The following is a 12,388-nucleotide window of genomic DNA, read 5'->3' as shown; positions in this document are numbered from 1 at the left end:
GTAGTCCTTACGGCTGCGGTCTAGGGTCGGGGTAACCAGTGAGATGGGTTCGAGGGTATTACGGGCGGAGGGCTCGGCGATGACGGACCGGGAAACGGCGGAGCGCGGAACGGCGGAGCGGACGGGAACCGATTGGCGGGCCTGGCAGGAGAGCTGGGACCGGCAGCAGGAGTGGTACATGCCGGACCGCGAGGAGCGGTTCCGGGTGATGCTGGACATGCTGGAGGCCGTGGCCGGTCCGGCCCCCCGGATCCTCGACCTCGCCTGCGGTACGGGAAGTATCACGGACCGCGTGCTCCGGCGGTTCCCGGACGCCCGCAGTACGGGGGTGGACCTGGACCCGGCCCTGCTGACCATCGCCGAGGGCTACTTCGCGGACGACCCGCGGGTCGAGTTCGTCACCGCCGACCTGAAGGACCCGGAGTGGGCCGCCGCCCTGCCGCACCGGTCCTACGACGCGGTGCTGACGGCCACCGCCCTGCACTGGCTCTTCACCCCCGACCTGGCCGCCCTCTACGGTCGGCTGGCCGGGCTGGTCCGCCCGGGCGGGGTGTTCATGAACGCCGACCACATGAAGGACGAGGCCACCCCGCTGATCAACGCGGCCGAGCGGGCGCACCGGCACTCCGTGATGGACCGCGCCAAGGCGGCCGGGGCCCTGGACTGGGCCGAGTGGTGGGACCTGGCCGCGAAGGACCCGGTGCTGGCCGGCCCCACCGCCCGCCGCTTCGAGATCTACGGCGAGCACGCCGACGGCGAGACCCCCTCGGACGTCTGGCACGCGGAGGCCCTGCGGGCGGCCGGCTTCGCCGAGGCCCGCACGGTCTGGCGCTCCCCCTCGGACGCCCTGGTCCTGGCGATCCGCTGACGCGACGGGCCGCGCCGTCCGGCGCGCCCCCCGCCACCGCGCCCGACCCGCGCCGGCGGTTCGGCCGTTCCGGTGACGCGGGGCCCCGGACATGCCGGGAGGGCGGTACGGAGATCCGTACCGCCCTCCCGGCATGAGGAGCCTGCCGCCGTCACAGCACCTTGGAGAGGAACGCCTTGGTGCGGTCGTGCTGCGGGTTGGTCAGGACGTCGCGCGGGTGGCCGGACTCGACCACGACGCCGCCGTCCATGAAGACGAGGTTGTCGCCGACCTCGCGGGCGAAGCCCATCTCGTGGGTGACCACGACCATGGTCATGCCGGACTCGGCGAGGTCGCGCATGACGTCGAGGACGTCGCCGACCAGCTCCGGGTCGAGGGCCGAGGTGGGCTCGTCGAAGAGCATCAGCTTCGGCTCCATGGCCAGCGCGCGGGCGATGGCCACGCGCTGCTGCTGGCCGCCGGAGAGCTGGGAGGGGTAGTTCCCGCCCTTGTCCCCGAGGCCGACCCGGTCGAGGAGCTTGATCGCGCGCTCCCGCGCCACGGCCTTGCTGACCCCCTTGACCTGCACCGGGGCCTCCATGACGTTCTCTATGGCCGTCATGTGCGGGAAGAGGTTGAAGCGCTGGAAGACCATCCCGATGTCCCGGCGCTGGGCGGCGACCTCGGAGTCCTTCAGCTCGTAGAGCTTGTCGCCCTTCTGGCGGTAGCCCACCAGCTCGCCGTCCACGTACAGGCGACCGGCGTTGATCTTCTCCAGGTGGTTGATGCACCGCAGGAAGGTGGACTTGCCGGAACCGGACGGGCCGATCAGGCAGAACACCTCACGCGGGGCGACCTCCAGGTCGATGCCCTTGAGGATGTGGGCGGCGCCGTAGGACTTGTGGACGCCCTCGGCCTTCACCATGGCGTGCGCGGACATCAGGCCCCCTGCGAGGGTCGGTTGGAGAAGGAGGCCAGGTTCGCCTTGATCTTCTGCAGCGGGGTGGGCGGCAGGGACCGCAGCGCGCCGCGGGCGTAGTGCCGCTCCAGGTAGTACTGGCCGACGCTGAAGACGCTGGTGAGCGCCAGGTACCAGATCGAGGCGACGAAGAACATCTCCATCACCGCGAAGGAGGTGGCGGCGATGTCCTGGGCCGCGCGGAGGAGGTCCGCGTACTGCACGGCCACGACCAGGGACGAGGTCTTCAGCATGTTGATGAACTCGTTGCCCGTCGGGGGCACGATCACCCGCATGGCCTGGGGCAGGACCACCCGGCGCATGGTCTGGGTCTGCTTCATGCCCAGGGCGTGCGAGGCCTCGGTCTGACCCTCGTCGACGGACTGGATGCCCGCCCGGACGATCTCCGCCATGTACGCGCCCTCGTTGAGACCGAGGCCGAGCAGCGCGGCGAGGAACGGGGTCATCACCTGGGTCATCTCGTCCTTGTAGAACCCGAGGTTCAGGATCGGGAAGATCAGGGCGAGGTTGAACCAGATCAGCAGCTGGACGTAGACCGGGGTCCCGCGGAAGAACCAGATGTACAGCCACGCGATGGTGCTGGTGACCGGGTTCTTCGAGAGCCGCATGACCGCGAAGACCACGCCCAGCACCAGGCCCAGGGCCATGGACGCGACGCTGATGATGACGGTGTTCCCGAGACCGCTCAGGATGCTGGGGTCGAACAGCTTCTCCGGGACGGTGGCCCAGCGGACGTTGCCGTTGGAGAAGGCCACCACGAGGGCCACGAACAGGCCGATGGCGACGACGGCGCTGACCCAGCGGCCGTAGTGCCGGACCGGGATGGCCTTGATCTCTTCGGGGGGAACGGACCCGGCCGGCGGGGTGTCCGCCGGGCCCGGGACCTTGTCGAGCTTGTCAGTCACAGTGACTGCCCTTCAGTGGAGCGTAGGCGCGGTCACTTGCCGCTGTTGACGGCGGCCTTGGTCACGGCGCCGGAGCCCGCGTTCCACTTGTCCAGCGCGGCCTTGTAGCTGCCGTCGGCGATGGCCGCGTCGAGGGCGGCGACGAGGGCGTCGCGCAGCTGGGTGTTCTTCTTGTCGACGGCGATGCCGAACGGACCGGCGTCACCGGGGTTGGCGATGGCCTCGAAGTCGGCGCCGTTGTTGGCGGTCTGGGCGATGTAGGCGGCGACCGGGGAGTCGTTCAGGTCGGCGACGGCGCCGCCGGCCTTCACGCGGGTCTGGGCCTCGGCGTCGGTCGGGAAGGACTCGATGGAGATCTTGCCCTTGCCGTCCTTCTCGCACTTGGCGCTCTGGTCCTTGGCGGCCTGCTCGTAGGTGGTGCCGCGCTGGACGGCGAGCTTCTTGCCGCACAGGTCGTCCAGGGACTTGATGCCCTCCGGGTTGCCCTTCTTGACCAGGATGCCGGTGGAGGCGGTGAAGTAGTCGACGAAGTCGACGCCGTTACCGGTCTTGTTGCCCTTGTCGTCCAGGCCCTCCTGGCGGGCCTTGGTGTCGCTCATGGAGGACATGACCACGTCGGTGCGGCCGGTGTTCAGCGAGCCGATGAGGGCGTCGAAGGTGCCGGACTCGAACTTGAAGGTGACGCCGAGCTGCTTGCCGAGGGCGGCGGCGATGTCGGGGTCGACGCCGACGATCTCCGAGCCCTTCTTGAACTCCATGGGCGCGTAGGTGGCGTCCGTGCCGACCTTGATGACGCCGGCGTCCTGGATGGCCTTGGGGAGCTTGGAGAACAGCGGGGCCGAGCTCGACTTCGGGGTCTCCTTGGTGTCCCCGCCCGACGCCTTGTCCGTCTGGTCGCCGCAGCCGGTGAGGAGCAGGGCACCGGCGGCCACGACGGCGCCGGCCGCGGCGATGCGGGACCGGGCGGCGGTCGAACGGCGAGTGGTGCTTGCAATCATGATCGGATCCTCCGGCAGGGAAGCAGAAGCGGGCCGTAAACGGGTCGTGCACGCACCTTCGAGTGTCGCGACCTCGTGCGATTACGGCATCTTGCCATTCGGACTGGCCGATTCAGACGGCCCGCCAGGTCAAAATCGGATAACGGGTGTCCCGAGATGCCCAACGCGCCTGCGGACAAGGGGCTTACCCACCGTAACTTCTCCGGCGAAAGATGCCTCGGGCGTCAGTTTTTACGGTTCGTCTCGCGGGGCGGACAGCACTACCAGGATCATTCGGCAAAAGCGGACAAGCACCTTAAAGTCACAGTGGGAATGACTCGTCCGGTCGAGTGTTCTTCGGGTAGAACAGATCCTTACACCCCTCATCCGGGGCTCAGGGCGCGCGTGCGGCGCGCCCGCGCGTACGAACCTCCCACTCCGGGAGAAGTGGGCCTACCGCTTGCCGAAGCCGGAGCCTCGCACGCGGTGCCCGCCCACCCCTCAACCAGGAGTGGTCAACCCTCAACTGATAAAGACTTAAGGGGTCAAACAAAGTGGCAGCGGAGATCGTCAATCCTCGCAGCGACAGCGTCACGGACAACAACCCCGATGCGGCCTTCGCGCTGCACCGAGGCGGGAAGATGGCAGTGCAGGCCACCGTCCCCGTCCGCGACAAGGACGACCTGTCCCTCGCTTACACGCCCGGCGTCGCGAAGGTGTGCAGCGCCATCGCCGAGCAGCCCGACCTGGTCCACGAGTACACCTGGAAGTCGAACGTGGTCGCCGTCGTCACCGACGGTACGGCCGTGCTCGGTCTCGGTGACATCGGGCCGGAGGCCAGCCTTCCCGTGATGGAGGGCAAGGCCATCCTGTTCAAGCAGTTCGGTGGCGTCGACGCGGTCCCGATCGCGCTCGCCACCAAGGACACGGACGAGATCATCGAGACCGTGGTCCGCCTCGCCCCCTCCTTCGGCGGGGTCAACCTGGAGGACATCTCGGCACCCCGGTGCTTCGAGATCGAGCGCCGCCTCCAGGAGCGCGTGGACATCCCGATCTTCCACGACGACCAGCACGGCACGGCCATCGTCACCCTGGCGGCCCTGCGCAACGCCGCCAAGCTCACCGGACGCACCCTGGGCGACCTGCGCGCGGTGATCTCGGGCGCGGGCGCGGCGGGCATCGCCATCGCCAAGATCCTGGTGGACGCGGGCATCGGCGACGTCTGCGTCACCGACCGCAAGGGCGTGGTCTCCGCCGACCGCACGGACCTGACGGACGTGAAGGCCGAGATCGCGGGCCTGACCAACCGGACCGGCCTGACCGGCAGCCTGGAGGAGGCCCTCGCGGGCGCCGACGTGTTCATCGGCGTCTCCGGCGGCACCGTGCCGGAGCCTGCGGTGGCCTCGATGGCGAAGGACTCCTTCGTCTTCGCCATGGCCAACCCGAACCCGGAGGTCCACCCGGACGTCGCGCACAAGTACGCGGCGGTCGTGGCCACCGGCAGGTCGGACTTCCCGAACCAGATCAACAACGTGCTGGCCTTCCCCGGCATCTTCGCCGGTGCCCTCAAGGTCCGGGCCTCCCGGATCACCGAGGGCATGAAGATCGCCGCGGCGGACGCCATCGCCGGGGTCGTCTCCGACGAGGAGCTGGCCGCGGACTACGTGATCCCGTCGCCGTTCGACGAGCGCGTCGCCACCGCGGTCACCGCCGCCGTGGCCGCCGCCGCCCGCGCGGACGGCGTGGCCCGCCTGGCCTGACCCCCGACCCGGCCGCCCCACCCCGGCGGTCGTCGGGAGGACGCGTGAACCCGAGGGCCGTACCGCCGAACATGGCGGTACGGCCCTCGGGCGCGTCCGGGGCCGGTGCCGGCGAGCGGTTCCGGAAGCCGGTTTCCGGGAGCAGGTTCCGGGCCCCGGCGCCACGACCGGCTGCGGGGCGCCGGAGGGGCCCGTACGGGCCCGAGAGGCGGGTGGCGGCCCCACGGGCGCCGGAGGCGTGCGCGAGGGGCGCAGAGCGGCGCCCGGCGCCCTCCGGGAGTGCCCCGGAACACCCTGGCCACCGGGGCTACCTGCCGGTAGCGTCTGGCGGCATGTTCGCTGCCTACGCCGCCAGAATCGATCGTGACCAGCCGCTGACCGGCCTGGAGCTGGGCGAACGCCCCGCTCCCGCGGCCCGTCCCGGCTGGGTGACCGTCAACGTCAAGGCCGCCTCGCTCAACCACCACGACCTGTGGTCGCTGCGCGGGGTCGGACTCGGCGAGGAGAAGCTGCCCATGATCCTCGGCTGCGACGCGGCCGGGATCGACCAGGACGGCAACGAGGTCGTCCTGCACTCCGTGATCGGGCAGAGCGGGCACGGGGTCGGCCCCGACGAGCCCCGCTCCATCCTCACCGAGCGCTACCAGGGCACCTTCGCCGAGCAGGTCACCGTGCCCGCCTGGAACGTGCTGCCCAAGCCCGCCGGGCTGAGCTTCGAGGAGGCGGCCTGCCTGCCCACCGCCTGGCTCACCGCCTACCGGATGCTCTTCACCAACGCGGGCGTCCGCCCCGGCGACTCCGTGCTCGTCCAGGGCGCGGGCGGCGGCGTGGCCACGGCCGCGATCGTCCTCGGCAAGGCGGCCGGCCTGCGGGTCTTCGCCACCAGCCGGGACGAGGCCAAGCGCAAGCGGGCCGTGGAACTGGGCGCGCTGGAGGCGTACGAGCCGGGGGCCCGGCTCCCCGGGCGGGTGGACGCCGTGATCGAGACGGTCGGCGCGGCCACCTGGTCCCACTCGGTGAAGTCCCTGCGCCCCGGCGGCACCCTGGTGATCTCAGGCGCCACCAGCGGGGACCGCCCGGCCCACGCCGAGCTGACCCGGATCTTCTTCCTGGAGCTGAAGGTGGTGGGCTCCACCATGGGCACCAAGGACGAGCTGGAGGACCTGCTGTCCTTCTGCGAGGCCACCGGCGTCCGCCCCGTCATCGACGGCAGCTACCCCCTGGACCGGGCCCCCGATGCCTTCGCCCGGCTGGCCTCCGGGGACCTCTTCGGGAAGCTGGTCCTCACCCTCTGAGCCGAACGGGGCGCGGCCGGGGCCGTGCGGGGGACCGGGCGGGTGCGGCTCCGTGCCGCCCCCGCCCCTCCGCGCTCGCGGCCGCGGGCCCTCAGCGGTCCTCGCGCAGGGCCTCGTCCACCCGGGCGGCGGCCTCGCCCAGCCGGTCCCGGACCCGCCGGAGCTGCGCCTCGGTCAGCCCCCGGTCCCGGGCGGCGTCCCGGACCCCGTCCCGGAAGCGGTCCAGCAGCCGGTCCAGGTCCCGGGCCGGATCCCCGGAGGGCGCCAGGTCGGCCGCCCAGTCCGGACGCTCGGCGGCGCGGGCCTCACCGGCCGGGCCGGACTCCGCGGGCCGGTCCTGGCCCAGCCAGGCGGAGGCCTCCCGGGCCAGCCCGCCCAGCTGCGCCGTGAACCCCGAAAGCCCTTCCCGGCCGCCGAACTTCGTGAACTGCTCCTGCATCTGCCGGGCGATCCGCTGCACGTCCTCCCGGGCCTTCTCGTGGGCCTCCTGGGCCTGGCGGCGGGCGTGCTGGGCCTCCTCGCGGGCCCGCCGGCTCTCGTCCTTGGCGCGGCGGGTCTGCTCCTTCCACTCCTGCTTGGCCCGGCGCAGTTCCTCCTTCGCCGACTGCCACGCCTCGCTGTCACGCAGCTCGCGGAAGTCCCGCAGCGGGTCCTCGGTGCGCTGCTCGGAGGCGGCCGCGGCGGCCCGCACCTCGCGGCGCAGGTGTCCGGCCGCGCCGCGGACGTCGTCCCGGATCTCGGCGGCCAGCTCGGCCACCGACTCGCGGATCTCCAGCTCCAGATCGGCCAGCTCCCCGCTGCGCCCGGCCAGCTCGGCCCGGCCGGCGTCGGTGATCGAGTAGACCTTCCGGCCGCCCTCGGTGGCGTGCGTGACGAGCCCTTCGGCCTCCAGCTTGGCGAGGCGGGGGTAGACGGTGCCCGCGGAGGGGGCGTACAGGCCCTGGAAACGCTCCTCCAGGAGCCGGATCACCTCGTAGCCGTGGCGCGGCGCCTCGTCGAGCAGCTTGAGCAGGTACAGGCGCAGGCGGCCGTGGGCGAAGACGGGCGGCATGTCAGAGCACCTTCTTGTCGAGGTCGAGGGGAGCGGCCGGAGCGGTCTCCTCCGGTCCGTCGGGTCCGTCGGGGCGCCGGAGCAGGGCGATGGAGCCGGAGACGGTGGTGGCCTTGAGGCTGCCGGTGCCCGCGCCCAGGGTGCCGGTGATCCGCTTCGCGCCGAAGCGGCCGGAGACGCGCAGGTCGTCGAAGGCGTTGGAGACCGAGCCGCCGGCGGTGTTGGCGTCCACCCGGGCGTCGGTGGGCCGCGGGAGCCGGATGGCCACCTCACCGGAGACGGAGGCGAGGCTGATCTCGGCGGCCCCGCCGGCGGCCAGGTCGACGAGCATGTCCCCGCTGACGGACTCGGCGCGGACGGAGGGCCCGCCGCCGTCGATGACGGTCAGCTCCCCGGAGACGGAGCGCACCCGCAGGTCCCCCGTCACGGACTGGGCCTCCACGGTTCCGGAGACGGTGTCCGCCCCGACCGCCCCGGAGAGGCCGACCAGCGTGAGGTCTCCGGAGACCGTACGGGCCTCGACCGGCCCGCCGAGCCCGGAGACCACGCCGGTGGCCCCGACCGCGCCGAAGCGCAGGCCGGTCCCGGCGGGTACGGCCAGGGAGACCACGGCGGTGCGCTGCCAGCTGCTGCGGTCGAGGGCGTTCTTCAGGCCGGACCAGGGCAGGTCCTCGTAGGCCACGGTGAGCAGGCCGTCCTCGTGGGTGACCAGCAGCGGCGGGCCCTCCACGTGGGAGACCTCCAGGCGGGCGGGCCCTTCCTCGACGGCGACGACGTTGACCGCGCCGTTGACCAGGCGCACGGAGAGCCCGGTGACCGGCTCCTCGAAGGAGAGCTTCTGCGGCTCGCTGACCGACCACGTCTGGGTCATGGGACTGGTCCTCTCGGGCTGCTCGGGGCGTCCGGCCCGATCGCGGACCGCGACCACCGGCACGACACAACATATCGCGTCTTCCGTAAAACACGATATATCTCGGTCGGGCGGAGTCAAGAGCGGGGGCGGGACCGGAGCCGGGAGTCGGAGCGGCGGCCGACCGGGGACGGACCCGCGAGGCGGCGGGCGGGCGGGAGCGGGACCTCCGGCGCCGGTCTCGTGACGGAAGTCCCGAGATGACATCCGATGCCCCGATTTGCCTTAGCGTGGGGTCATGCCGATCTCCATGACGACCGCGGGCGGGCTCCTGCTCTGCCGCGCCGAGCCCCGTTCCGTGCGCCCCTTCGCCCAGTTGCTGCGCGAACGGCTGCTGCTCGCCCCGGCCGGTCCGGAGTGGAGCGTGCTGACCCCGCAGGGCAAGCCGTGGCGGGCGACGGACGCCGGAGCCGGGGGACCTCGGAGCGTCCGCCCCGCCGTGCTCCGCCCGCTCCGCCCGGAGGACCCGCACGGGACCGAGGGAGCGCACGGGGTACAGGAGGTCCTCGAAGGCTGGAGCACCGCCGTGGCCGTGGGCGCGGGCTTCCCCGTCCTCGGCCTGTGGTGGGACGAGGGCCGCACCGGCTTCGCCCTGGCCTCCGGCCTGCGCCGGACCCTCGCCTACGGCTGGGAGGCCGACGGCACCCCCGCCGGGGAAGCCGGCACCCTGCGCCTCTTCGCCGCCCGACTCGGCCTCGACCCCGTCCTCGACATGGAGGTCCTCGACGGCCTCGCCGCCCCCGACGCGGCCGCCGACGGCCGCTCCCGGCTGCTCGGCCTGATCGCCCTCCTCTCCCGCGCCGGCCTCCTGATGCCCGCCGGACTCTCCCCCGGCGAACCGGCCGACCGGCTCCGCGAGGCGGCCCAGGTCGCCCCCGGCTCCGAGACCGTGGAATGGTCCGGCTGGCGCGATGCCGTACGGGCCGAACTGGAGGCCGCGGACCGGGAGGGCCGCCTCCGCGGGGGCCGCGTGACGGGAGCGGTCGAGCTGGCGGTGGGCCTGCCGCTCCTGGCCTGGGGCCTGCACCGGCGCCACGCCGTGGCCTCGGCGGCCGGCGCCGCGATGGCCGCCCACGGGGCGACGGGCCTCTCGGGGCGGCGCCCCACCTAGCCGCTGCGCGGGGCTCCGAGGGGGCGGGTCCTCGGCCGGGGGCGCCTGCCCGCCCTGCGCTCAATCGCCGCGCGGGCTCGAACCCGCTCCCGTCCACGTCCCAGCGCGCCTCACCGATGCGCTCAAACGCCGCGCGGGCTGGGACCCGCTCCCGTCCACGTCCCGGCGCGCCTCACCGATGCGCTCAAACGCCGCGCGGGCTCGAACTCGCTCCCGTCCACGTCCCAGCGCGCCTCACCGCCTGCGCTCAAACGCCGCACGGGCTCGAACTCGCTCCCGTCCACGTCCTGGCGCGCCTCACCGCCTGCGCTCAAACGCCGCGCGGGCTTGAGGCGGGCTCGCGTGCACGGTCGAGTGCACCTCACCGATGCGCTCAAACACCGCGCGGGCTGGAACTCGCTCCCGTCCACGTCCCGGCGCGGCTCACCTATGCGGTCGAACGCCGCGCGGGCTGGGACTCGCTCTCGTCCACACCGATGTGCTCGGACGCCTTGCGGGCCGCTCCCGCTCCATCGCGACCGGACTCCGTCGGGCCCACGGCCGACCACCCAGCCCGCGCTCTCCAGCCCCGCCGGCGATTGAGGCGGCCTGAAGCCGCGCCCCACCGCGGACAGGCGGCACCCCACGGCCCCCGAACGGGCTACGGGCCGGTGAGGAGGGGGCTTCGGGTTCGTTCGAGCCAGGCTCGGTACGGCAGGGCCCCGAGGGCCACTTCCCGGTAGGCCGCCAGCAGGTCCTCGTACAGCTCCTCCCCCGCGGGCCCCACCGGCCCCACCGCCCCGGCGGGGTCGGCCGCCGGGCGGGAGACCAGCAGGAGCCGCACCCCGAGGGGGTCCCCCCGCAGCGGCCGGATGGCCATGTCCTCGCGGGGGCCGGAGGTCGGCTGGCAGGGGGCCACCGCCTCGCCGGTCACGACCAGTGAGGCGGCCGTGTGGTAGTCCCCGTGCAGGAAGCGGGGGTTGAACCCCGCCTCGGTCAGTACCCGGTGCAGCCCGTCCTGCTCCCCGTCCACGGAGGGGTCCACCATCCACCGGTCGCCGGCGAGGTCCGCGAGGTCCACCACGGGGCGGGCCGCGGCCGGGTGGTCGAGGGCCAGGGAGACGAACTGCGGCTCGCGTTCCACCAGCACCCGCGGCTCCAGACCGGGCGGGATCCGCAACGGACAGCCGTCCACCTCGTGGACGAAGGCCACGTCGAGTTGTCCGGCCGCGACCAGCTTGAGCAGCGCGTTGGCCGATACGTCCACCAGCAACGAGGTTTCCGTGGCCGGGAGTCGACGCCTGAGCCGGCGAAGCCAGCCCGGCAGGGCGCGGCTGGCGGTGGACCCGATCCTCAGCCGCGGCTCCTGCGCCGCGGCCCGGGCCTCGGCCACCAGCGCGGCCATCCCGGCCAGCAGCGGGCGGGCCCGCCCCAGGACGGCCCGCCCGAAGGGGGTCGGGCGGCAGCCGGTCCGCTCCCGCAGGAACAGCTCGCCGTCCAGGGCCTGTTCGATCCGTCGCAGCTGCGTGGTCAGCGAGGGCTGGCTCACCCCGAGCTGCCTGGCCGCCTTGTGCAGACTGCCCGCGTCCGCGATGGCGCACAGTGCGCGAAGGTGCCTCACCTCAAGCTCCATGCGAAGAAAATAGGACGGCCCCCTGCACCGCACCAGTCACTGATGAACCACCGATTTCCGCCAATCTGCCGCCAGTCGACGTTTGCCCGAAGTCCGCCGATAGTCCCGACCTATCGCCGGATGGCATCATCCCCGTGCGCGTTCCGCTCCCGCAGACTCCGGTACCGGACGAACGGCCGCCCCGTTCACCGGACGAAATCGGAGCCCCCCATGCGCCATTCCCGTCTGCCCGTGCTCGCCTCGATCATCGGCATCGGACTGACCGCCGCCCTCGGCGTCGCCCCCGCAGCGGCTGCCCCGGCCGCTCCCGCGGTCGGCACCGGATCCCCCGCCTCCTACGCCGCCTACGAGCGGTCGAAGGAGAACGCCGCCGCCAACCGCGCCTTCTTCGAGGCCGTGACGGCCTCGGTGGCCGCGAAGCGGGCCGCCCAGCCCGGCGTCCTCGCGGTGACCGTCAGGTACAGCACCCGCAACGCCCCGAGCTTCCGCACCCAGATCGCCCGCAGCACCCAGATATGGAACGGCTCGGTGGCCAACGTGAAGCTCCAGGAGGTCACCTCCGGGGGCGACTTCCAGTACTACGAGGGCAACGACTCCCGCGGTTCCTACGCCAGCACGGACGGACACGGCCGCGGCTACATCTTCCTCGACTACCGCCAGAACCAGCAGTACGACTCCACCCGCGTGACCTCGCACGAGACGGGCCACGTGCTCGGCCTGCCGGACCGCTACTCCGGTCCGTGCAGCGAGCTGATGTCCGGCGGTGGCCCCGGCCCCTCCTGCACCAACGCCTACCCGAACAGCACCGAGCGCGCCCGGGTCGACCAGCTCTGGCGCAACGGCATCGCCGCCGCGCAGAACCGCTAGGCCGTGCCGTCCGGATCCCGCCCGACCGGCGGGATCCGGAGGACGCGATCCCCTTGCGAACGGTCCCGCCCCCG

At 72.7% G+C, this 12,388-nt stretch carries 11 protein-coding genes; 5 read left to right on the top strand and 6 right to left on the bottom strand.

Annotated features, from left to right (window positions below; genetic code table 11):
- The first annotated feature begins 79 nt into the window (after positions 1-79).
- A complete protein-coding gene (locus tag ABTZ17_RS06680; protein WP_352194411.1) occupies positions 80-868 on the top strand; it encodes a class I SAM-dependent methyltransferase in 789 nt (262 codons plus the stop codon).
- A 151-nt stretch (positions 869-1,019) separates the two neighbouring features.
- Here ABTZ17_RS06680 and ABTZ17_RS06675 read toward each other — a convergent pair whose 3' ends face one another.
- The 3 genes from ABTZ17_RS06675 to ABTZ17_RS06665 are packed head-to-tail and all read right to left on the bottom strand — an operon-like array spanning position 1,020 to position 3,729.
- Complete coding sequence (locus ABTZ17_RS06675; RefSeq protein WP_352194410.1) at positions 1,020-1,787, bottom strand: amino acid ABC transporter ATP-binding protein; 768 nt, start codon at positions 1,785-1,787, stop codon at positions 1,020-1,022.
- Positions 1,787-2,731, bottom strand: coding sequence for an amino acid ABC transporter permease (locus ABTZ17_RS06670; protein ID WP_502994609.1), 945 nt, complete (start codon positions 2,729-2,731; stop codon positions 1,787-1,789). Before ABTZ17_RS06670 ends, ABTZ17_RS06675 begins: the two co-directional genes overlap by 1 nt.
- A 32-nt stretch (positions 2,732-2,763) precedes the next feature.
- Positions 2,764-3,729, bottom strand: coding sequence for an ABC transporter substrate-binding protein (locus ABTZ17_RS06665; protein WP_352194409.1), 966 nt, complete (start codon positions 3,727-3,729; stop codon positions 2,764-2,766).
- Positions 3,730-4,262: 533 nt separating this feature from the next.
- Here ABTZ17_RS06665 and ABTZ17_RS06660 point away from each other — a divergent pair.
- Together ABTZ17_RS06660 and ABTZ17_RS06655 are read left to right on the top strand one after the other, a co-directional pair.
- Positions 4,263-5,468, top strand: a complete 1,206-nt coding sequence (locus tag ABTZ17_RS06660) for an NAD(P)-dependent malic enzyme (RefSeq protein ID WP_352194408.1) — start codon at positions 4,263-4,265, stop codon at positions 5,466-5,468.
- Positions 5,469-5,800: 332 nt separating this feature from the next.
- A complete protein-coding gene (locus tag ABTZ17_RS06655; protein ID WP_352194407.1) occupies positions 5,801-6,763 on the top strand; it encodes a zinc-binding dehydrogenase in 963 nt (320 codons plus the stop codon).
- Between the two features lie 91 nt (positions 6,764-6,854).
- Here the strand turns inward: ABTZ17_RS06655 and ABTZ17_RS06650 are convergent, their stop codons facing one another.
- Positions 6,855-7,814, bottom strand: a complete 960-nt coding sequence (locus tag ABTZ17_RS06650; RefSeq protein WP_352194406.1) for a PadR family transcriptional regulator — start codon at positions 7,812-7,814, stop codon at positions 6,855-6,857.
- Position 7,815: 1 nt separating this feature from the next.
- Positions 7,816-8,685, bottom strand: a complete 870-nt coding sequence (locus ABTZ17_RS06645) for a DUF4097 family beta strand repeat-containing protein (RefSeq protein WP_352194405.1) — start codon at positions 8,683-8,685, stop codon at positions 7,816-7,818.
- Between the two features lie 277 nt (positions 8,686-8,962).
- Between ABTZ17_RS06645 and ABTZ17_RS06640 the strand changes: the two genes are divergently transcribed.
- The gene (locus tag ABTZ17_RS06640) at positions 8,963-9,835 is read left to right on the top strand and encodes a hypothetical protein (protein WP_352194404.1); all 873 of its coding nucleotides are present in this window, start codon (positions 8,963-8,965) and stop codon (positions 9,833-9,835) included.
- A gap of 640 nt (positions 9,836-10,475) precedes the next feature.
- Here the strand turns inward: ABTZ17_RS06640 and ABTZ17_RS06635 are convergent.
- The gene (locus ABTZ17_RS06635; protein ID WP_352194403.1) at positions 10,476-11,447 is read right to left on the bottom strand and encodes a LysR family transcriptional regulator; all 972 of its coding nucleotides are present in this window, start codon (positions 11,445-11,447) and stop codon (positions 10,476-10,478) included.
- A 210-nt stretch (positions 11,448-11,657) separates the two neighbouring features.
- Here ABTZ17_RS06635 and snpA point away from each other — a divergent pair, with 210 nt between their 5' ends.
- Positions 11,658-12,314, top strand: coding sequence for a snapalysin (gene snpA, locus ABTZ17_RS06630; RefSeq protein WP_352194402.1), 657 nt, complete (start codon positions 11,658-11,660; stop codon positions 12,312-12,314).
- Positions 12,315-12,388 lie beyond the last annotated feature (74 nt).

This window comes from Streptomyces sp. NPDC097619 (assembly GCF_040302735.1).
Lineage (GTDB): Bacteria > Actinomycetota > Actinomycetes > Streptomycetales > Streptomycetaceae > Streptomyces.
Note: the sequence above shows the minus strand (reverse complement) of the source record. Positions and strands in the feature narration are given on the sequence as shown.

Excerpts from the sequence above, each read along its gene's own strand:
- ABTZ17_RS06680 (WP_352194411.1), top strand. The coding sequence starts at position 80 with ATGACGGACCGGGAAACGGCGGAGCGCGGAACGGCGGAGCGGACGGGA.
- ABTZ17_RS06675 (WP_352194410.1), bottom strand. The coding sequence starts at position 1,787 with ATGTCCGCGCACGCCATGGTGAAGGCCGAGGGCGTCCACAAGTCCTAC.
- ABTZ17_RS06665 (WP_352194409.1), bottom strand. The coding sequence starts at position 3,729 with ATGATTGCAAGCACCACTCGCCGTTCGACCGCCGCCCGGTCCCGCATC.
- ABTZ17_RS06655 (WP_352194407.1), top strand. The coding sequence starts at position 5,801 with ATGTTCGCTGCCTACGCCGCCAGAATCGATCGTGACCAGCCGCTGACC.
- ABTZ17_RS06650 (WP_352194406.1), bottom strand. The coding sequence starts at position 7,814 with ATGCCGCCCGTCTTCGCCCACGGCCGCCTGCGCCTGTACCTGCTCAAG.
- ABTZ17_RS06645 (WP_352194405.1), bottom strand. The coding sequence starts at position 8,685 with ATGACCCAGACGTGGTCGGTCAGCGAGCCGCAGAAGCTCTCCTTCGAG.
- ABTZ17_RS06640 (WP_352194404.1), top strand. The coding sequence starts at position 8,963 with ATGCCGATCTCCATGACGACCGCGGGCGGGCTCCTGCTCTGCCGCGCC.
- ABTZ17_RS06635 (WP_352194403.1), bottom strand. The coding sequence starts at position 11,447 with ATGGAGCTTGAGGTGAGGCACCTTCGCGCACTGTGCGCCATCGCGGAC.
- snpA (WP_352194402.1), top strand. The coding sequence starts at position 11,658 with ATGCGCCATTCCCGTCTGCCCGTGCTCGCCTCGATCATCGGCATCGGA.